20 protein-coding genes and 1 tRNA gene are annotated in these 19,784 nt (G+C 64.2%); 13 read left to right on the forward strand and 8 right to left on the reverse strand.

The genetic code is table 11. The annotated features are described in order from the left end of the window. The first annotated feature begins 12 nt into the window (after nt 1-12). Complete coding sequence (gene pepN / locus ACLLJI_RS11830) at nt 13-2,562, forward strand: aminopeptidase N (protein ID WP_434621499.1); 2,550 nt, start codon at nt 13-15, stop codon at nt 2,560-2,562. 6 nt (nt 2,563-2,568) lie between these two features. Next, nucleotides 2,569-3,039, forward strand: a complete 471-nt coding sequence (locus tag ACLLJI_RS11835; protein ID WP_434612477.1) for an OsmC family protein — start codon at nt 2,569-2,571, stop codon at nt 3,037-3,039. An 86-nt stretch (nt 3,040-3,125) separates the two neighbouring features. Here ACLLJI_RS11835 and ACLLJI_RS11840 read toward each other — a convergent pair whose 3' ends face one another. Beyond that, nucleotides 3,126-3,458, reverse strand: coding sequence for a hypothetical protein (locus tag ACLLJI_RS11840; protein WP_434612479.1), 333 nt, complete (start codon nt 3,456-3,458; stop codon nt 3,126-3,128). Nucleotides 3,459-3,750: 292 nt separating this feature from the next. Here ACLLJI_RS11840 and ACLLJI_RS11845 point away from each other — a divergent pair, with 292 nt between their 5' ends. Both ACLLJI_RS11845 and ACLLJI_RS11850 read left to right on the forward strand, forming a co-directional pair. Next, nucleotides 3,751-4,449, forward strand: a complete 699-nt coding sequence (locus ACLLJI_RS11845) for a mechanosensitive ion channel family protein (RefSeq protein ID WP_434612481.1) — start codon at nt 3,751-3,753, stop codon at nt 4,447-4,449. 14 nt (nt 4,450-4,463) lie between these two features. Continuing rightward, complete coding sequence (locus tag ACLLJI_RS11850) at nt 4,464-4,982, forward strand: globin (protein ID WP_434612483.1); 519 nt, start codon at nt 4,464-4,466, stop codon at nt 4,980-4,982. Between the two features lie 99 nt (nt 4,983-5,081). On the opposite strand, the gene ACLLJI_RS11855 is transcribed toward ACLLJI_RS11850, so the two are convergent. Continuing rightward, nucleotides 5,082-5,750 (reverse strand): hypothetical protein, encoded by a 669-nt coding sequence (locus tag ACLLJI_RS11855; protein ID WP_434612485.1) that lies wholly within the window; start codon nt 5,748-5,750, stop codon nt 5,082-5,084. Continuing rightward, nucleotides 5,747-6,340 carry an acyl-CoA thioesterase gene (locus ACLLJI_RS11860; RefSeq protein ID WP_434612487.1) on the reverse strand — a complete coding sequence of 198 codons (594 nt, stop codon included), beginning with the start codon at nt 6,338-6,340 and terminating at the stop codon, nt 5,747-5,749. Before ACLLJI_RS11860 ends, ACLLJI_RS11855 begins: the two co-directional genes overlap by 4 nt. 93 nt (nt 6,341-6,433) lie before the next feature. Between ACLLJI_RS11860 and ACLLJI_RS11865 the strand changes: the two genes are divergently transcribed. Beyond that, the gene (locus tag ACLLJI_RS11865) at nt 6,434-7,354 is read left to right on the forward strand and encodes an acyl-CoA thioesterase (protein ID WP_434612489.1); all 921 of its coding nucleotides are present in this window, start codon (nt 6,434-6,436) and stop codon (nt 7,352-7,354) included. Between the two features lie 200 nt (nt 7,355-7,554). Here ACLLJI_RS11865 and ettA read toward each other — a convergent pair whose 3' ends face one another. The 4 genes from ettA to ACLLJI_RS11885 all read right to left on the reverse strand — a co-directional run bounded on the left by ettA (nt 7,555) and on the right by ACLLJI_RS11885 (nt 11,277). Then, nucleotides 7,555-9,237, reverse strand: a complete 1,683-nt coding sequence (gene ettA, locus ACLLJI_RS11870; RefSeq protein WP_434612491.1) for an energy-dependent translational throttle protein EttA — start codon at nt 9,235-9,237, stop codon at nt 7,555-7,557. Nucleotides 9,238-9,334: 97 nt separating this feature from the next. Beyond that, entirely contained in the window at nt 9,335-9,910 is a 576-nt protein-coding gene (locus ACLLJI_RS11875; RefSeq protein ID WP_283560855.1) for a single-stranded DNA-binding protein, read from the reverse strand. Nucleotides 9,911-10,160: 250 nt separating this feature from the next. Then, nucleotides 10,161-10,233, reverse strand: a tRNA-Arg gene (locus ACLLJI_RS11880). Nucleotides 10,234-11,037: 804 nt separating this feature from the next. Then, entirely contained in the window at nt 11,038-11,277 is a 240-nt protein-coding gene (locus ACLLJI_RS11885) for a VOC family protein (RefSeq protein ID WP_434612494.1), read from the reverse strand. Nucleotides 11,278-11,482: 205 nt separating this feature from the next. On the opposite strand from ACLLJI_RS11885, the gene ACLLJI_RS11890 reads away from it, so the two are divergent. From ACLLJI_RS11890 to ACLLJI_RS11905, 4 genes are all read left to right on the forward strand, one after another. Next, nucleotides 11,483-11,632: a hypothetical protein gene (locus tag ACLLJI_RS11890; protein WP_434612496.1), complete on the forward strand. Its 150-nt coding sequence runs from the start codon at nt 11,483-11,485 to the stop codon at nt 11,630-11,632. Then, on the forward strand, nt 11,626-12,036 hold the full coding sequence (locus ACLLJI_RS11895) for a hypothetical protein (RefSeq protein ID WP_434612498.1): 411 nt from the start codon (nt 11,626-11,628) through the stop codon (nt 12,034-12,036). The genes ACLLJI_RS11890 and ACLLJI_RS11895 overlap by 7 nt, the downstream gene beginning before the upstream one ends. Further along, nucleotides 12,033-12,287, forward strand: a complete 255-nt coding sequence (locus ACLLJI_RS11900) for a hypothetical protein (RefSeq protein ID WP_434612500.1) — start codon at nt 12,033-12,035, stop codon at nt 12,285-12,287. The genes ACLLJI_RS11895 and ACLLJI_RS11900 overlap by 4 nt, the downstream gene beginning before the upstream one ends. A 665-nt stretch (nt 12,288-12,952) precedes the next feature. After that, on the forward strand, nt 12,953-13,375 hold the full coding sequence (locus ACLLJI_RS11905; protein WP_434612502.1) for a hypothetical protein: 423 nt from the start codon (nt 12,953-12,955) through the stop codon (nt 13,373-13,375). Between the two features lie 145 nt (nt 13,376-13,520). On the opposite strand, the gene ACLLJI_RS11910 is transcribed toward ACLLJI_RS11905, so the two are convergent. Beyond that, complete coding sequence (locus ACLLJI_RS11910; RefSeq protein WP_434612504.1) at nt 13,521-15,728, reverse strand: catalase; 2,208 nt, start codon at nt 15,726-15,728, stop codon at nt 13,521-13,523. Nucleotides 15,729-16,232: 504 nt separating this feature from the next. Here ACLLJI_RS11910 and ACLLJI_RS11915 point away from each other — a divergent pair. The 4 genes from ACLLJI_RS11915 to ACLLJI_RS11930 all read left to right on the forward strand — a co-directional run bounded on the left by ACLLJI_RS11915 (nt 16,233) and on the right by ACLLJI_RS11930 (nt 19,702). Further along, complete coding sequence (locus ACLLJI_RS11915) at nt 16,233-16,364, forward strand: low affinity iron permease family protein (protein ID WP_434612506.1); 132 nt, start codon at nt 16,233-16,235, stop codon at nt 16,362-16,364. A gap of 34 nt (nt 16,365-16,398) precedes the next feature. Beyond that, nucleotides 16,399-16,521, forward strand: a complete 123-nt coding sequence (locus ACLLJI_RS11920) for a hypothetical protein (RefSeq protein WP_434612508.1) — start codon at nt 16,399-16,401, stop codon at nt 16,519-16,521. Nucleotides 16,522-16,715: 194 nt separating this feature from the next. Beyond that, entirely contained in the window at nt 16,716-19,244 is a 2,529-nt protein-coding gene (locus ACLLJI_RS11925) for a molybdopterin oxidoreductase family protein (protein ID WP_434612510.1), read from the forward strand. After that, nucleotides 19,241-19,702 carry a hypothetical protein gene (locus tag ACLLJI_RS11930; RefSeq protein ID WP_283560866.1) on the forward strand — a complete coding sequence of 154 codons (462 nt, stop codon included), beginning with the start codon at nt 19,241-19,243 and terminating at the stop codon, nt 19,700-19,702. The genes ACLLJI_RS11925 and ACLLJI_RS11930 overlap by 4 nt, the downstream gene beginning before the upstream one ends. The last annotated feature ends 82 nt before the right edge of the window (nt 19,703-19,784 follow it).

The raw sequence follows: 19,784 nt of genomic DNA on the forward strand, positions 1-19,784 counted from the left end.
CAACCGTCCGGGATGAACCTGACCCGTGCCGAAGCCCGCGAACGGGCCGGTATTGTCGCCGTCGACTCCTACCACGTCACGCTCGATCTGACCCGCGGAGATGCGGTCTTCTCCTCGACCACCGTGGTGCATTTCCGCGCCACTGCCGGCGCGTCCACCTTCATCGACGCGATCACCGCCACTGTGCACTCGGTGACCTTGAACGGCGTCGAACTCGATGCGGCCGAGGTCTCCGACGGTGTGCGCATTCAGCTCCCCACCCTGGCTTTGACCAATATCCTGACCGTGGTGGCGGACGCCCCGTACATGAACACCGGCGAGGGCCTGCACCGCTTCGTGGACCCGGTGGACAACGAGGTCTACCTCTACAGCCAGTTCGAGGTCCCGGACAGCCGGCGTATGTTCGCCGTCTTCGAACAGCCGGACCTCAAAGCGCCCTTCAGCTTCAACATCACGGCCCCGGCCCACTGGGACGTCATCTCCAACTCTCCCACTCCGGAACCGCTCGCCGTCGGCACGTCCGCGACCTGGAACTTTGCGCCCACCCCGGTGATCTCCTCCTACATCACCGCGCTGATCGCCGGACCCTACCAGAACGTCCGCGGCGAGCTCACCAGCTCCGACGGCCGGACGATCCCGTTGGGCGTCTTTGCGCGCAAATCCCTGATGCAGTACCTGGATGCCGAGAATATCTTTGAACTGACCCGCCAAGGCTTCGAATTCTATGAAAAGCAGTTCGGCACGCCGTATCCGTTCGCCAAGTACGACCAGCTCTTCGTCCCGGAATTCAACGCCGGCGCGATGGAAAACGCGGGAGCGGTGACGTTCCTGGAAACGTATGTATTCCGCTCCAAGGTGACCGATGCCGTCGTCGAACGCCGCGCCATCACCATCCTGCACGAGCTGGCCCACATGTGGTTCGGCGACCTGGTGACCATGCGCTGGTGGAACGATCTGTGGCTCAACGAGTCCTTCGCGGAATTCATGTCCACGCTCGCGGCGGCGGAAAACACCCGGTACACCAACGCCTGGACCACGTTCTCCTCGATGGAAAAGTCCTGGGCCTACCGGCAGGATCAGCTGCCCAGCACGCACCCCATCGTGGCGGAGATCAAGGATCTGGAAGACGTCCTGGTCAATTTCGACGGCATCACCTACGCTAAGGGCGCCTCGGTGCTCCGCCAACTGGTGGCCTGGGTGGGCCAGGAGGAGTTCATGGCCGGGGTGCGCGCCTACTTCGGCAAGCATGCCTGGGGCAACACCGAGCTGGCGGATCTGCTCCGTGAGCTGGAGATCTCCAGCGGCCGCGATCTGAAGGACTGGTCGTCGCTATGGTTGGAAACGGCCGGCGTGAACACCCTGCGCCCGGAAATAACCGTGAACGACGACGGCGTCATCACCGGCTTTGCCGTGCTGCAGTCGGCCGTTCCGGAGCACCCCACCATCCGCCCGCACCGGGCCGCTATCGGTTTCTATGATCTGGCCGGCGCAGATGAGAGTAATTCAGGCAAGCTGGTCCGTACGCACCGCGTGGAGCTGGATGTCGACGGCGAACGAACGGAGGTCGCCGAGCTGACCGGCCGCCGCCGCCCCGCCCTGGTACTGCTGAACGACGGCGATCTGGCCTACGCCAAGGTCCGTCTCGACGAGGCCTCGCTCAGCTTCGCAAAGGCGCATCTGAAGGACTTCGCCGACTCACTGCCGCGCACGCTGGTCTGGGGGTCGGCCTGGGACGCCGCGCGCGACGGCGAAACGCCGGCCCGCGAATACGTGGACCTCGTTCTGGCCAACATCGGTGCGGAATCCGACTCTTCCGTGGTTACCGTGCTGCTGCGCCAGCTGACCACGACGCTGATGTTTTACGTGGCCGAGGAGCACCGGGAGGCTGTCGCGGTCCGGACCGGGGATGCGCTCTGGACGCTCGCGGGGCAGGCGGACGAGGGGTCTGATTCGCAGCTGCAGTTCGTGAAGGCCTTCGCCGCGCTGGCACGCACCGGTGAACAGCTGGACGCGGTGGCACGCCTGGTGGCGGGCGACGGCGGTCCGGCCGGCGTTGAAGTCGATCAGGACTTGCGCTGGGAGCTGGTGTCCTCACTGGTGGCCGGCGGACGGATGGGAGAGGCAGACATCGATACCGAGCTGGGCCGCGACCGCACCCAGACCGGCCAGCTGGCGGCCGCCGGAGCCCGCGCTGCCATCCCCACGCCGGAGGCAAAAGCGGCCGTCTGGAACTCTGTCGTCGATGACGGTGATATGCCCAATGCCGCCCAGCGGTCAGCAATCGGCGGCTTCACCCGGGTCAACGACACGAAGCTGCTCGAGCCTTTCGTGGCCAAGTATTTCGCCTCCATCCGCAAGGTCTGGGCCACCAAGTCGCATGAGATCAGCTCCACCATCGTCACCGGTCTCTACCCGTCGGAGCTGGTCTCGCAAGGCACCATCGACGCCACGGACGCATTCCTGACCGAGTTGGGCAGCGACACGCCATCACTGCGCCGGCTGGTGCTGGAAAGCCGCGACGGCGTGGTGCGCGCGCTCAAGGCCCGGGCCGCGGACAAGTAGCCCTCCATGGCCCTGCATGAGCATCACTACGCAATTACCGTTTCGTGGACCGGCAACCGCGGCACCGGCACCTCCGGCTACCGCGAGTACGGACGCGGGCATGATGTCACCGCCGCCGGGCTGCCGACCCTGCACGGTTCCGCGGACCCGACCTTCCACGGCGACCGGGACCGTTGGAACCCTGAGCTGCTGCTGCTCACCGCCTTGGCCCAGTGCCACATGCTCTCTTACCTGCACGTCGCAGTGAACCACGGGATCGTGGTGACCAACTACCGCGACGAAGCTGCCGGGGTAATGCGGTTGAACGCGGATGGCAGCGGGCAGTTCATCTCCGCGACACTACGGCCGGTGCTGACGGTGACGGACCCAGCACACCTCGGGCTGGCCGCCGCGCTGCACGAGGAAGCCGCGCAGAAGTGCTTTATCGCCCGCAGCGTCAACTTCCCAGTGCACCACGCACCCACCGTCACCGCCTGACCCCGGCCCCCTCCTTCGGGTGAGTGGGGAGATATACCCCTCTAAACGCCTCTAAAAGGGGCGTATCTCCCCCACGCACCGAAAGGTTAAGCGGTGGTATATTGGGTGGCCTTCCACGCCAGGACCAGCCGCCGCTCCTCGTCTGCGCTCAACCCGGCCCGACGGTCCCGGTCGAGATGGCGGGCACGTTCGTCGGCCAGAGTGTCTTCCCTCGTTAGGTCAAAAGGCCGCGGCGCCAAGGCGCGGGCCAGCGCCGGCCAGTAGCCGAACCAGTCGCTGACGTCCCCCGGTCCGGCGATCAGGCACGGACGGCAGATATGAAGCCGGGGCCCGACGGCGTCTGAACTCAGCCGCTCACAGGTGACCTTGGCCTCCCCGTAGTCGCGGACCTGATCCAAACTCCAGGAGACGTCGACCACTTCATCCCACTCGCCGTCGAGCCCTCGATAGACCTCGATAGACCTCGATACCGAGCGAGCGGTCCGCCTGCACAAAACCAACCCCCGCCGGCGGCTGTCCCGCCGTCCCCCTGGCCACGCAGGTCACCTCATGTCCGCGTTCCACCGCCTGCCGGGCGAGCTCTGCGGAGAGGGAAACCGTTCCGCCCAGAATGAGAATGCGCGTACTGTCTCCCCACGGCGCTAGGCTTGACAGCAGGGGAAATCTGCAGGACAAGCTCTGCAGAACAAGCAACGGGAAGGCACAATCGTAGTGACGTGGAATTGGGACCTGGTCTGGAGCCGGCTGCTGGCTGTCGGGTTCGTTGTACTGGTCAGCTTAATCATCTGGGCCGTCTTGACGCTCATCATTTCGCGCATTGTCCGGCGGATCCGCATCGGCAGCAGCATTCTGAATGTCCGCGGCCTGAAATGGGCCCAGCCGGTGCTGCGCACCCTCGACAGCGAACGCAGGGTTAAGCGCGCGGAGACCATCGGTTCACTGCTCAACTCCGTAGTGACGGTGGTGATCGTGGTCATCGCCGTCATTTACGTGCTGCAGAGTCTGGGCGTCAATATCGCCCCGGTCCTGACCAGCGTCGGCATTTTTGGCATCGCGATCGGCTTCGGCTGCCAGCAGCTGATCCGGGACTTTCTGGCCGGCATCTTCATCACCATGGAGGACCAGTACGGAATCGGCGACGTGATCGAGACAAGTGAGGTGGTCGGCGTGGTGGAGTCCGTGGGACTGCGGATCACGCGGGTCCGCGCCGCGGACGGCGCTATCTGGTATCTGCGGAATGGCGAGATCCTGCGGTTAGGCAACCGCTCCCAAGGCGATTTCATTGCTCCCGCTGCCGAGGGTCCGGCCGATGCCGCCGGCCAGACGGCGGTCGACGCTCACGACAATGCCCGTGACGAAATGGCACACCAGTCCGACGGCGGCGCAGCCATTGCGCGTCGGGTTCAGTAGGAGGCGGGCGGCTCATGGCCGGCGATACCAGCACAGCAGATAATTCCGTCCCCGTTCGGGCAGCGGTGGATTTTAACGTGCCCGCCGTCCCTCTGGTGACGACCGAGCGGCAGCACGCACCAGCGGCCCGGACCAGCGCGGACACCGGGACGCCCGCCAGCGGGGAGAGTTTCTACGCCGCCGTCGGCGGCCACGAAACCTTCGTGAAACTGGTGCACGTCTTCTATCAGGGCATTGCACAGGACCCGCTGTTGCGGCCGATGTACCCGGAAGACGATCTGGGCCCCGCGGAGGAACGGATGCGCATGTTCCTCGAGCAGTATTGGGGTGGTCCGAGAACGTATCTGGAACAGCGCGGCCACCCTCGGCTGCGGATGCGCCACATCCCGTTCGCCGTGACGCCGCAGGCCCGCGACCGCTGGCTGCTGCACATGCGCGCCGGCGTGGCCGCGGTGAATCTACCCCCACTTTACGAGGCAACACTTTGGGACTATCTGGAACGCGCGGCCCACTCCATGGTGAACTCGGCGTAAGGGCTCCACCCTCCCCTTCGCCACGGTCCGGCGGGCGGCCGGCAGTCCCCACGTGCCGCGGGCAACCGTTTGACGGCCCTGCTCCTGTGCTGGGACCGGTCAGATGATTGCCGCCGGCCGGATCAACACATGCCCGCGTCCGGTGCTCAGGCGCAGCCATCGCTCGGAGCCGAACAACACCGCAGTTTCGTCCGGTGCCACGAAACCCAGCGCGTACGCTGCAAAGGCCGCGCCCGCGGGCAGGGCCGGGGCGATGCCGGGAACAGGCCGCCCCCAAACGGCCGCCCGTGCATTGTTGACGATCATCGCCCCCGGATTCACGGGAATTATCTGTGCCACCTCCCGGACACCGTCCTTGGCCACCCGGATTAGGGTTTCGGCATCGATTTCCTGCAGCCGATCCCAACCTCCGCGCGGTGCGCTGATACCGGCCCAGGATTCGTGGACCGTCATCGGCGGCACCGCCAGCCGGACGTCGTCGGCCGCCATTCGCGCCAGACGGTCGGAGACCGCGGCCAACGGCACGGTCACGTCCACGTCAGACGGCGTGTGCAGGGCCATCGTTCGCAGCCCCAGAACCGTCGGGGTTCCCTCGCCCAGCAGCTTTGGCCGCATCACGCAGACATACGCCGCCAGCACGGAACCGACGGCCTGCAGCCGGACGGCGCCGTCGTCGGCCGCTCGTGCGCGGGAAATGAAGGTGCGCAGATCCGCTACGGTTCCCGCGTCGGCAAGCTCTAGGATCTGCTGCGCTGTCGACGTTGTCATGAGCGGACCCGTGCCGTGGAGCCCGCTGCCCTAGAATCCGCTGCAGTAGAGCGCGCCGTCGCAGAGCCCCCTGTAGGGGAGAAATTTGGAGCCGCTTCCACTGCGGCGTCCGGCCTAGGCCGGCGGCGAAAGGACACCGGATCGCCGAGCCACGTTTCCAGGGCATGGCGCTGGTGGGCACTGAGCCGGACCGGACGCCCCGTCAGGCGGGAAACCATGACCACACCCGAGCTGGCTTGGGCGTAGATCACGGAGTCGTCCTTCTCCCCCACGGTGTAGCCGAATTCGAAGCTGGAGCCTCCCAGTCGGGTGACCCAGATGTTGACGAAGACCGGCTCCGGCCGGAACACCAACGGCGCCAAGTACTCGATCTCATGCCGGCCCACCAAGGTATACAGATCCTCGCCGACCAGATCGTCAAACGACTCGTCGGGGCCCGTCCCGGGCGCAGCCGCGGCTCCCAGCGGCGTGTGGAAAAGCTGCACCCGTGCGTCCTCCAGATACTGCAGATACGTCACGTTATTCACATGTCCGTAGGAATCAATATCGCCGAAGCGGATCTGCAGGGGAATCTGGATCATTGTTGCCATTCATCCATCATCCCGCAGCCGCCCGAAGCCAACCAATCGTGTTTCCTGCCACGAATGTTTGAGCACCTCGGGATTGACACATAGAGTCTTTTCATGACTGACTCCCCCGCGGTACAGGACCCAATGACCACTCTGCTGGAGCTGCTGGATCTCAGTGAGGCCGATGGAGCCCATACCGACGAGGAAATCTTCGTTGGCGTCTCGCAACCGCAGCCCGCCCGGCGTGTTTTTGGCGGCCAGGTCCTCTCCCAGTCCCTGATTGCAGCCATCCGGACCGTGGACGAGAATCGGCCGGTGCATTCGATGCACGGATACTTCCTGCGTCCGGGCGATGCGGACCAGCCGATCACCTTCGGCGTACAGCGGCTGCGCGACGGGCGGTCATTCTCGGCCCGCCGCACCCACGCCTATCAGAACGGCGTCCCGATCCTGTCCATGATCGCGTCCTTCCAGGTTCCCGATATCGGCATCGACCATCAGGACCAGATGCCGCAGAATGTTCCGGACCCCGATTCCCTGCCCAGTGCCGCGGAATTGCTGGGCAAATTCGACCACCCGGTCGCTCAGTCCTGGGCCTTCGGGCGTCCGTTTGATATCAGGCACGTCGAGAGCAGCATTTATCTGAGCGTGGACGGCATCCGCGCGCCTCATCAGGGTGTGTGGATCAAAACCGTTGGTGCCATGCCCGACGACGCCAATCTGCACCGGGCGGCGCTGGCCTATGCCAGCGACTACACGCTGCTGGAGCCGACCCTGCGCCGGCACGGCATCAGCTGGATTTCCAAGGGCCTGAGCATTGCCAGCCTGGACCACGCCATGTGGTGGCACCGCCCGGTCCGCGTTGATGACTGGCTGCTGTATGTCACCGAATCCCCCAGCGCTTCCGGGGCACGCGGACTTAACACCGGTAAAATCTTCAACCGCGCCGGACAGTTGGTGGCCTCCGTGGCGCAGGAGGGCATGATCCGGGTCCCCGTGGAAACCATAACGGCCGGGGACCAGGGCGCGCCGTGATCTGCCTCCGTCGCTTCATATGGTGCGGACAAGTCGTGGCCGACGAGTCAGTGCCGTCGAGTCAGTGCCGATAACGCAGAGCCGATAACGCAGTGCAAAGAAAGCAATGCGGAGAACGCAATGGCCGGTCCACGGGACCGGCCATTGCTGTCGCCGGCTACGTTCGCCGTCGTACTCCTCCCGCGGAGTACTCCGCGGGCCTAGCCGCGGGTGAGCCGGCGATGCGTCACACTGTGCGGCCGGGCGGCGTCGGCACCGAGGCGCTCGATCTTATTGGCCTCATACGAGTCGAAGTTCCCCTCGAACCAATACCAGCTGGCCGGACTGTCATCGGTGCCTTCATAGGCCAGGATGTGGGTTGCCACCCGGTCCAGGAACCAACGATCGTGCGAGACGACGACGGCGCAACCGGGGAAATCGAGCAGCGCATTTTCCAGGCTGCTCAGCGTTTCGACGTCCAGGTCGTTAGTGGGCTCATCGAGCAGCAGCAGGTTTCCGCCCTGCTTCAGGGTCATCGCCAGATTCAGCCGGTTGCGTTCACCACCGGAGAGCACGCCTGCCTTCTTCTGCTGGTCAGGTCCCTTGAAACCGAAGGCGGCAACATAGGCACGGGAGGGCATCTCAACCTGGCCCACTTGGATATAGTCCAGGCCGTCGGAAACAACCTCCCACAAGGTCTTGTTCGGGTCGATCCCGCCGCGGCTCTGGTCCACGTACGAGACCTTCACGGAGTCGCCGACCTTGAGTTCGCCGCCGTCGAGCGGTTCCAGACCGACAATCGTCTTGAACAACGTCGTCTTGCCAACGCCGTTGGGCCCGATGACGCCGACGATTCCGTTGCGCGGCAGGCTGAAGGACAGCCCGTCGATCAGCACGCGGTCCTCGTACCCCTTCTGCAGGTTCTTCGCCTCAAGCACCACGCCGCCCAAGCGCGGGCCGGGCGGAATCTGGATCTCCTCGAAGTCCAGTTTCCTGGTACGGTCCGCCTCGGCGGCCATCTCCTCGTACCGGGCCAGACGCGCCTTGGACTTGGTCTGGCGGCCCTTGGCGTTGGAACGGACCCAATCCAATTCCTCCGTCAGGCGCTTCGCCTGCTTCGCGTCCTTCTTGCCCTGGACCTCCAGACGAGCACGCTTCTTCTCCAGATAGGTGGAGTAGTTGCCCTCATAGGGGTACAGATGGCCGCGGTCAACCTCGGCGATCCACTGCGCCACGTGGTCCAGGAAGTACCTGTCGTGGGTGACGGCAAGCACGGCGCCGGCGTAGCTGGTCAGATGCTGCTCCAGCCACAACACACTTTCCGCATCCAAGTGGTTGGTTGGCTCGTCCAGCAGCAGCAGGTCCGGCTTCTGCAGCAGCAGCTTGCACAAGGCCACGCGGCGGCGCTCACCACCGGAGAGCACCGTGACATCCGCGTCACCCGGGGGGCAGCGCAACGCATCCATGGCCTGTTCCAGCTGAGAATCCAGATCCCAGGCATCCGCCGCGTCAATGGCCTCCTGCAGCTTGCCCATCTCCGCGAGCAGCACATCAAAGTCAGCGTCAGGGCTGGCCATTTCTTCGGAAATCTCGTTAAAACGCTGAATCTTGCCGTGGATCCCGGCAACGCCCTCCTGGACATTGCCCAGAACGGTCTTTTCCTCATTTAATGGCGGCTCCTGCAGCAGAATCCCCACCGTGTATCCGGGGCTCAGCCGCGCCTCACCATTGGAAGGCGTATCGAGTCCGGCCATAATCTTCAAAATGGTGGACTTACCAGCACCGTTCGGCCCCACGACGCCGATCTTGGCGCCGGGGAAGAACGACATGCTTACGTCGTCAAGGATTACTTTTTCGCCAACAGCCTTACGGGCCTTGGTCATTGTGTAGATAAATTCCGCCATGCATCAAGGCTAGCCGGTGCCGGAGCATAATTCACATTCCCCGCACCTGACGGTCCCGGTCTGCGGCCGGCCCAGTCCCGGTCTGCGGCCGGCCCTACTAATAAGGCGGGTCAGCCGCCAGAACCTCCCCCGTTGACTCGTTCACCAGTCCGACACCGTCCAGCGCGGACACATCATCAGGAACGTCCAACGCCCCCGTTCCCTGCTCGTCAGTAGAGTCCGTCGCCGATCCGGACCCGCCGTCCTGACCAGGGCCACCGCCCTCCTTCAGCCCACCGTCGTCCTCTGCGGGAGCAGCCGCCTCCTTGCGTGGCGCGGTACTGCGCTGGAAAACCGCAGTTCCCCAGAACAAGTCGTGGCCCAACGTGTCGGCATCAAGGTCGGCCGATGTCCCGGTCTTCCCGTCGTCCTTGATCCACTGCCGCAGTTTCAGCCTGCCGGTCACGATGACCCGCTGACCCTTATTGACGCTGAAGGCCGTGTTCTGGGCCAGCTGGCGGAACGTGGAGACGTGATACCAATTGGTGTCTCCGTCCACCCACTCGTTGGTGGCTTTGTCCTGCTTCCGCTCAACGGACCCCAGCTCAAAGCTCGCTATACATACGCCCGCGTCTGTGGTGAAGCGCCGAACCTCGGTTGCAACGAACCCCCGGACCGTAATCACATCGCTCATCGCTATGCCTTTCCTCGTGCCACCGATGGCGGCCCTGTGCAGATGCTTCAAGCAAACTGCGCGGCAGACTTGCTGGCCAGAGGCGACGCACCTTCTGTGTGGATGCTGCTCGGCATCTTGACCTGTGGAGGAGGGAACATGATGATGGAGCTCGAGGAAAAGCGGGGACGGCTGCCCTGTGCGCGGGACGCAGCCTCCCTGACAATGGCCGGACCGCTGATCAGCCCAATCACTGTTGCTGGCGGGAAAGTGCCCCCGACGCGACTCGAACGCGTAACCTACGGATTAGAAGGCCGTTGCTCTATCCATTGAGCTACGGGGGCGACCTTGAAATACTACTACGTGGCCCCGCCCACCACGCTCACGACAGGCGGCGGCAGCAGGGCAGCTTTCACCGGTCCCCTGAATAATTCCCGTTGATGGCGCCACAGCGCGCCATCGGCTGACCTCTTGAGTCTGGGCAATCCGTAAACGTAAGCCGCCCTTGCACTTGACCGGATCGGTGGCCCCGACACCAGCACCGCATCTGGGACAGGACAATGACCATGTTGACCGGTGGACAGCAGAGCCCGAACGAACCGGACGCTAACGGAATCACTTATACAGGCCCAGCTAGGCCGCCAACTGTTCCTCGAATTCGCAGGCTCCGGTGATCCAGGGGAGGCCAGGAAAGACGGAACCGTAGCTGTCGGCTGGATCCTCCAGAACGGTAGCGCTCACCGAATTTAACCGCAGACCCGGACGCTCCGGGCCTGCAGGCTCGAATCGAAGGGCGGATGAGCTTGCGTTCAAGCGTCACCATGTATGGGTCAATGGTTACGTCCAGGCCAGAACCCACGGGGATGTCGCTGGTAGAAGCACATGATCCGCTGCTTGCCGAGGACTTCACTGCCGTCGGTCCGCTCGGCATTGTCCTCAGCAAGCAGGACTGACTGCGGCGCTACGCCAACGGCCGACGGAATAGTCCGGGTAACCCTGATAGTGGACGGCGATGGAAAACTGGCGGGCGCACATGTGAGCGCGATCGGCGCGCGGCCCACCCGAATTTATCCTTCAGGCAGCCGCTGGGTCCTTCCTGGCCGCCGGCGGAAAGGCTGTCCCAGAACCTGTCGACCTCTTCCTGCGTTTCAACAACTGATGTGGAACGATATGGCCTCGCTGAACGTGAATTCCGGACCACCGTTGAGTGCCACGAATTCCTGCCCCTCAAGTACAAAGTTAATGGTCATCGCCTGCCCTTCCGGCCCCGGCCCGACCTTGCCGTACCGGGCAACACTCAAGATCTCTGAATTCCTGAATATCGACGTATAGAACTGCGCCACAACCGGCGGGAATTCGCCCGGAACCAACCGCACTGCCGGCTGCACCTCTTTAGGGTGGCGCCGGCGCAGCGGAAAGGAAATACGTCAGCACGACGGCGGCGCGCCGGTGTAGGCGCTACCCACCGTCGTCGCTCGTCCTCATGAGCACCGCGGTTTCGGGCCGCCACGGTGCCGAGGCCGGGTCCGCCGGCGGTTCGCGGGCCGGACACAACAGGATCAGCGGCGGCGCCTTGATCAGAACCGTCAGGCTGTGCCGGCGGAGGTTTTCAGGGTCCCAGCCGACGAGGTTAAGGCAGTGGTAGCCGACGACGGCGGGCCGGGGCTGAGCCTATGCGTTCCCATCGTGGTTCCCACGCTCGTGGAGGTGGCCCGTGATCCCGGTCTGGTCCGGGCGTGGTGATCCTCCTTATTCTCCTCTGGATCGGCACCGAGACGGTGTTGTCAATGACCGGCCGCACGGCGCTGCTGGTGTCGCCGCCGACGATCGGTCCTTGGCTGTCCGGACTTCCCGGGTCGGGTCTGGCCGCGCGGCGCCGGCTGGACGACACCGGGGACACCCTCGCCGGGGTGGTGATCGGAAGATATCGTCTGCAGGGGGAACTCGAGGTGCCCGGCGCCCCCATCGGTGCTGAAGTCAACATGACAGCGTTCTGGGGTCACCACCTGCCCAGCCTGTCCGCCGGACTCCGACAAACGCTGGCGGATGCCTTGGCCACCCACACCAAACTGAATTTCGCAGCCATCGATATCAGCATCACCGACCTGCGGGAGGACTCCGGCCCAGATGAAGGGACGAGCGCATGAGGATTACCGATGAGCTGCACGGGCTGATCCTTGGGCTGGACGGCGTCAGCACCGTCTTCCCGGCCGATCCGTCGTGGCGAACCGCGGTCGGCCGCCTGGCCGCAACCCTGACGCCCGGAGCCTCGGCGCCGGAGCCGGCCATCGTGGATCTGCGGATCGCTGATTCCCTGGCCACCGTGCGAATCCAGGCCGGACCGATGGGGGCCCATGCCGGGTCGTGTGGTAATCACCGTTTCGCAGCAAGCCGCTGAAATGCTTTGGAAATCCTGATGCCGGCGGCCGGTCTGCCCGTCAGGCCGCCGGAACGGGATCGTTTGGCTATATCGAAGAGCGCCGAACGGATGGAACCCGGGGTGAGGATCCATGAATGTGTTCCACAGACATAGCGTCCGCGGACTACTTGCAAAACCTCATTCTCGACAGTAAGGACGTTGAGGATCTCCTTAACGGCATCGCCGGATTCTCGGCGCGGAGGGCGAGGTGGTCTGCGGCGTCACGCTCCCGCGAAGGAAGCGGGCGAGGACCGTGGCCAGCAGCGGCCAACGAGCACTCGAGATGGACGAAATCCAGTACAGCTACGACGACGGGCCGTGTCTTAGCGCTTCCCGGGAACGCATCACCCAGCCGGAATCAGCCTGGCCGAGAATTGTGTGTCGCAGACCGCCACCGCACTGCGGTTGATGGTGCGTTTTGCCAGAACGGCGGCTGAAGATCCACCAGGCAGCACCCGCGGAATCCCTCGTGGAATCCCCCCGGGAAATCATGTCGACGGGAATGCCGCGGCGACTTATCATTGGAAGACACGGTCGGTGAAGGTGAATGCACCTGCCGCGTGAGTTTCATGCAACACGGAAGGTGGCCGGCGCTGCCGGATTCCAGGGCGCAGTCGACCGCGGGTAATGCCGAGGAGGATCCCATGGCTGAGACGAACGCGCCGAAAGGCGACCGCATAGGCAACGATTACCAGCGTGGCCCGAATCCCGATCCGGGCGGCGCGATCGATACGGGCGACAGCGCGGTGCCGCCGTATGAGGACAGAAGCGACGGGAACAACCGACCTAGGGACGGAACTGCCCGGGCCATGGGCAGCAAGGCGCCGCTGAAAGAGCCCGCCCAGCCCGGATCGGATACAACGCCGGAGGACGCTGCAATGGCTCCCAAAGATGTGGGCGAGAGCATCGGGCGGCGCGGCGAGGACGTGGCGGACAAGGACGGCAAAGAGTCGGGCAGGGAAGATACCGGCCGCAAAGGCAAGACAGCGCGCCCAACGGGGACGTCCGGGCCGCGTGACGAGACCAGCATCCAGCCTCAGGAGGGCAATACCGGAAAGTCCAGCTGATGTCCTGAGCTGCTGTCTGTCCGGAGCCACCCTCGGACGTGAGTCACTGTCGGGTGGGCGTGAGCCACTGTCGGGTGGGCCGACGCAAAGCCGGCCCACCCGACGGCAGGTGCGATCAGCCGCTGCCTCGCTCTGTCCGCTGGCCTCACCCCTCGATAACGCGGAACCGGTTCCATACACGGTGTTCGGTGAGCAGTTCGCCTACTGCCGTCACCACGTCGTCGGACTCACCGAGCACTAGGCCCTCCGCGGCTCCGTCGATTCCGGCCGCGGCCAGAATCGCTGCAGCGCTTCCCCAGCCGCCGATGGCTTTGGCATGGCGGAAGGCCTCGGTGACCATAAGGAGTATCTGGGGATCCACGGGACCGCGGGGAATTCCGGCCGTGGCAGGCTCGACGGGCACTGCGCCCGCGGCAGGTTCCGCCGAGGCGGAGGTAGCCAGCAGAATCGCGTCAAACTCAGTGGATCTCGCCGTCAGATAAGTCCGCTGCACCGGCTCTTCGGTGTTTCCCAGGGTGCCCGCGGCCGGAGCGATAATCAGCGGCACCATGCCGGCTGCCGCTATCGCGTCCCGGGCCGTGAACACCTTGTCCGTGTCGGTGCCGTCATCGGTCAGTATGCCGATGACGCGCCCGTCCGTCGGCCATTTCCGGCCGATTTGCGATACGGCCGGGCTCGGCTGCGGATTCCCCGGCTGCTGCTCCGGCTCGGGCGCGGGGAGGCCCAACCCGGCGGCCACACCGGCGCAGAGCCCGGCATCGATGTTCGCCAGCGACTTCAGCTGCCGTTCCCGGATTGCTGTTTCATAGCACTTACCAAGTTCGAAGGTGTACGCGTCGATAGTGTGTCGCTGCTCCACTGCGGTCAGGCTCCGGTACAACAGCGTGGCCTGACTATAGTGGTCATCAAAAGTGGCGGGCGCTTGTCGAACGTTGATACCCGCGGCAACTTCCTGCGGGATGTCGATGAACGCGGCATCCGCTATTCCGGCGTGGAAGGGACAGCCGCCGTCGAGGGAGTTGGGACGGTACGGAGCAACGCCTGCGTGATCCGCCTGCTGGTACATGCCATCACGGAACATATCGTTAATCGGGGCCTGCGGCCGGTTGATGGGGAGCTGGGCAAAATTCGGGCCGCCAAGGCGGCTGATCTGAGTGTCCAAGTAAGAGAATAGGCGCGCCTGAAGCAACGGATCGTTGGTGACATCTATCCCGGGCACCAGGTGGCCCGGATGAAACGCCACCTGTTCCGTTTCCGCGAAGTAGTTCACCGGGTTGGCATTGAGCGTCATCAACCCGACGGCTTGAACCGGGGCCAGTTCCTCCGGAATGAATTTCGTGGGATCCAGCAGATCGATCCCCTCGAACATTTCGTCTTCGCTGTCCGGGAAGACCTGCAGCCCCAGCTCCCACTCCGGGAACGCGCCGGATTCGATGGCATCGGCCAGGTCCCGGCGGTGGTAGTCCGGGTCCATGCCGTTGATGATCTGTGCTTCCTCCCATACCAGTGAGTGCACGCCCAGCCGTGGTTTCCAGTGGAACTTCACCAGAGACGTCGTGCCCTCGGCGTTGATCAGCCGGAAGGTATGGACCCCGAAGCCTTCCATCATCCGGTACGAACGCGGAATACCACGATCGGCCATGAACCACAGCGTATGGGCCTGGGCCTCGGTGTGAAGCGACACGAAGTCCCAAAACGTATCGTGGGCACTCTGCGCTTGCGGAATTTCCCGGTCCGGGTGTGGCTTCGCCGCATGCACCACATCAGGGAACTTAATGCCGTCCTGTATGAAAAACACCGGGATGTTGTTCCCGACCAGGTCAAAGGTTCCCTCATCGGTATAGAACTTCGTAGCGAAACCCCTGGTATCCCGGACGGTATCCGCAGAGCCGCGGGAACCTACTACGTTAGAGAACCGGACAAAAACGGGTGTCTCTACGTCAGCGGCCAGAAAGCCTGCCCGAGTTATGTTCGCCGCTGAACCGTACGACCGGAACACCCCATGCGCTCCGGCCCCGCGCGCGTGAACGACCCGCTCAGGAATACGTTCGTGATCGAAGTGCGTGATCTTTTCGCGCAGGTGGTGGTCCTGCAGGAGGGTGGGACCTCGCGTACCTGCCTTCAGGGAATGATCCGTGTCGCTGACCCGGGTGCCTTGCGCCGTCGTTAGATATGCGCCTGACTGCGACCTGGATCCCTCCGGCTCGCCGGTTGGGGTCCCCGTGGGCGAAACCAACTCCGGCCCGCGCTGATCCGGTTTCGGCGGCAGAGGGCTGTGCGGGACGGTTTGCTCTTGAACCTGCGGCGGCTCCGCAGACGGTGCCCCGGGAATGGGCTTCTGAGATGGCGACATGTTTCCTCCTCGGTGCTTACTTCTTGGACGCTTCCTGACCCCCGTATGATCAGCGTGCTTATCACCCTAAGGCTCGGGGTGGCGGGATTCAAGGACCCGTAACTGTTGCAGGAGCCGCGCGGGTGTACGACAAGTCACGGCCCGTGCTCTCCCCGTCGGATACGGCGAGGTTATACGAAACATATCAGCGTGCTTACTAAAAGAGGCATAATCCCCAGCGGGACCCTCGAAGCCCGGACGAATGGGCCCGAGGCGGCTGACAAGCTTTTTGAAAGGACATGTTCATGAAAGCAGTAGTGTTCAAAGCCCCTTACCAGCTTGCCGTGGAAAACGTGGCGGACCGGAAGATCGCTGGATTCCGGCATAGTTTTGGCCCACGAGAACATGAGCAGCATCGCCGGCGGCAATGTCCCGTGAAGAAATACAACCGGGAACTCCGCCCTCTGATCATCAGGGGCAAAGCCAAACCGTCGTGGATCGAAGCGCACGAACTCAGCAGTGGCCGTGCTCGCGATCTGGGCTGCGACGGGACCGTTGCTCGGCTTCTCCGACACCTGGCAGCTGATCATCAACAAGGGAACCACGATGATCACGTTCCTCATGGTTTTCATCATTCAAAAACACGCAGAACCGTGACACCGCCGCCGTTCAGGTCAAGCTCGATGCGATCATGCTCGAGCTTCAAATCAGCAACGCCAAGCTATACGACGCCGAGCACGAGGGGGAAGAACAGCTCGAAAAACAGCGCCAGCACCTTCGGGACGAGGCCAAAAACGGTTCAAACCATTCGTAGTCCGGGATTTCATACCCCGGGGCGCAGACCGCTGAGGGACGAAGCCGGCAGCAGAGACCCAAGGAACGGAGCATCAGGTATAGCCTGATCGGAACCGGTGCCGTCACGAAGGGTAGAGGGCGCCGTCACGAAGGTGGAACCGGTGCCGTCACGACGGTGCAGGAGGCCCGTCACGACGGTGGAGAGGTTGAGCGATGGTTGACCGGATTGCGGACATTTGGGGCACACGGACACCGTTTGCCCGCGGCGAGAGTTGGCCGGTCAGGGTCGACCAGCTGCTGGCCGACGGCGTCGGCGAAGCGGATGTGGACCGGTGGGTCCAGTCCGCATGCGTCTTATGCAGCAATGGTTGCGGCATGGACATCGCCGTGAAGGACGGTGCCATGGTCGGCGTCCGGGGCCGGGCTGTCGACGCCGTCAACCACGGCCGGCTGGGACCTAAAGGACTCCTTGCCAGCTGGCAGGGTGTTGCCACCAAGGAACGCCTGACCCGCCCCATGATCCGGGAAAACGGCCGGCTCGTCGAGACCGACTGGGACACCGCGATGGAACGCATCGTTGCCAGAAGCCGGTCGCTGCTGGCAGATAAGGGCCCGCTCTCACACGCCTTTTACACCAGCGGTCAGCTCTTCATCGAGGAGTACTACGCACTGGGCGTGATCGGCAAGGGTGGCATCGGGACCCCGCATATGGACGGCAACACCAGGCTGTGCACCGCCACTGCCGCCGCGGCGATGAAGGAGTCCTTCGGATCCGACGGGCAGCCCGGCTGCTATACCGACATCGACGAATGCGATGCCTTGTTCCTCTACGGCCACAATATGGCCGAAACGCAGACCGTGCTGTGGTCCCGCGTACTGGATCGGGTCACCGGTCCGGACCGGCCCGCCGTCGTCTGCGTTGATCCGCGGGAAACGGAAGTCGCACGCCTCGCGGACGTACATCTGGCGCTGAAACCCGGGACCAACCTTGCCCTGATGCACGGCCTGGTCCGCGAATTGTTTGCCCACGGTTGGATCGATGAGGATTTCGTCGCCCACCACACGCTCAATGTCGAGGAGCTCAGCGCCGCGGTGCAGCCATGGACGCCCGAGGAGGTGGCACGGACCTGCGGGGTGGAAGCCGACGACGTCCGCCGCGCCGCGGAGATCTTCGGAACCTCGCGGCGGGTTGTATCCACCGTGCTGCAGGGATTTTACCAGTCATCGCAGGCCACCGCCTCGTCCTGCCAGGTCAACAATCTGCACCTGCTGCGCGGCATGATCGGCCGGCCCGGCTGCGGGATACTGCAGATGAACGGTCAGCCCACCGCGCAGAACAACCGCGAGTGCGGGGCCGACGGCGATCTGCCGGGCTTCCGAAACTGGGAAAACCCCGACCACGTCAACGAACTGGCGGCCCTGTGGAATGTGGATCCGCAGGTGATCCCGCACTGGGCCCCGCCCACCCATGCAATGCAGATCTTCCGCTACGCGGAGCAGGGATCCATCGGATTTCTGTGGATCTCTGCGACCAATCCGGCCGTTTCCATGCCGGAGCTCCCCCGGATCCGGAAAATCCTGGCCAGTCCCGGGCTCTTTGTGGTCGTGCAGGACTTGTATATGACCGAAACCGCGCAGTATGCGGACGTGGTGCTGCCCGCCGCCGGCTGGGGCGAAAAGACCGGGACTTTCACCAACGCCAGCCGCACGGTGCACCTGTCGGACCAGGCGGTTGAACCGCCCGGGGAAGCACGCAGCGATCTGGATATTTTCCTGGATTACTCCCGCCGGATGGATTTCCGGAACAAGGGCGGAGCCCCGCTGCTGGACTGGGTTGGTCCGGAAGACGCCTACGGGGCTTGGCAGGACTGCAGCCGGGGCCGGCCGTGCGACTACACGGGGATCAGCTATTCGAAGCTCCGCGGGGGAAGTGGCATTCAATGGCCCTGCAACGAGGAGCATCCCGACGGCACGAAGCGGCTCTACGGAGACGGTATTTTCCCCTCAAACCCGGACTATTGCGAAACGTATGGTCATGACCTGCTGACCGGCGCCACGGTGGGACCGCAGGCGTTCCGTGCCATGGCTCCGGCCGGGCGGGCCCTCTTCAAGACGGCGCCGTATTCGCCCCCTCATGAGGAACCCGATGCGGACTATCCCTTCCGCTACACCACAGGCCGCACCGTCTACCACTTCCATACCCGGACCAAAACCGCCCGCTCAAAGCCGTTGAACCGGGCCGCGCCGGATGCCTGGGTTGAGCTGTCGGTGTCGGATGCCGGACGGCTGGGGATCGCCGAAGGCGACATTGTTTCGGTCCGTTCGCGTCGCGGGGAAATCGTGGTCCCGGCGCGCGTCGGTGATATCCGCTCGGGAACCGTCTTCGCGCCCTTTCACTACGGATACTGGGACGAAGGCGGCAGCCCGGACGGACGTCCGCGCGCAGCCAACGAGCTGACCATGACTGAATGGGACCCCGTTTCCAAGCAGCCCGTGTTCAAAAGTGCGGCTGTACACGTTGAAAGGGTGGCCGCAGGAGCGGGACCCTCCGCTGCTCCGACGACGACGGCGTCCCGGCCGGCGTCGGCGGGTAGCGTTCCGGTGACGGTTGGCGGGCCGGAGGCACAGGCGCAGGAGACGTTCGCACCGGAAGCCCTGCCCGCTGGTTCCGCAGGCACGGTTTCCGTAGGCCCAGTCCTCGGAGCCGCAGTTCCCGCAACCACAGTCGGGGAGCTGTCATGAAACTTCCCATGTATCTGGGTCTCCTGCACAAGGCCGAAGCCACGCTGGCCCGATCCTACCGCCAGATTGCCGAGGGCCACGGGGCGGAACCCGATATTCATTTCCTCTGCCTGACGCTGGCCAAGCAATGCGACGCCCATCAGCAGGCGCTGCAGCCCGTCGTCGCGCGCTACGGGGAGGTGAGCGAGGATGACGAGCCGGAGCGGCTGCATGCTGATGGCCTGACCGAAACCCGCAGCGGACCCGTCGGCCTGCTGCGGGACCTGCAGGACCTGTACCTGCTGGCCAACCTGGTGGACATCACCTGGACCATGGTCCAGCAGGCCGCTCAGGGGCTGCGGGACACCGAACTGCTGGACGTCGTCGGCCGCTGTGAAAGCGAAGCCAGCACCCAGCTGCGCTGGCTGACAACACGGATGAAGCAGGCTGCGCCGCAGGCCCTGATCGCGGCCGACTAGACCGGCCAGATCCGGCCGCAGAAAAGCGACGGCGGCCGCGTTCTGTCACGGCGCCTTGCGTCACGTCACCGGGACCGTCGGC

This window comes from Arthrobacter sp. A5, from assembly GCF_051131705.1.
Classification (GTDB): Bacteria; Actinomycetota; Actinomycetes; order Actinomycetales; family Micrococcaceae; genus Arthrobacter_M.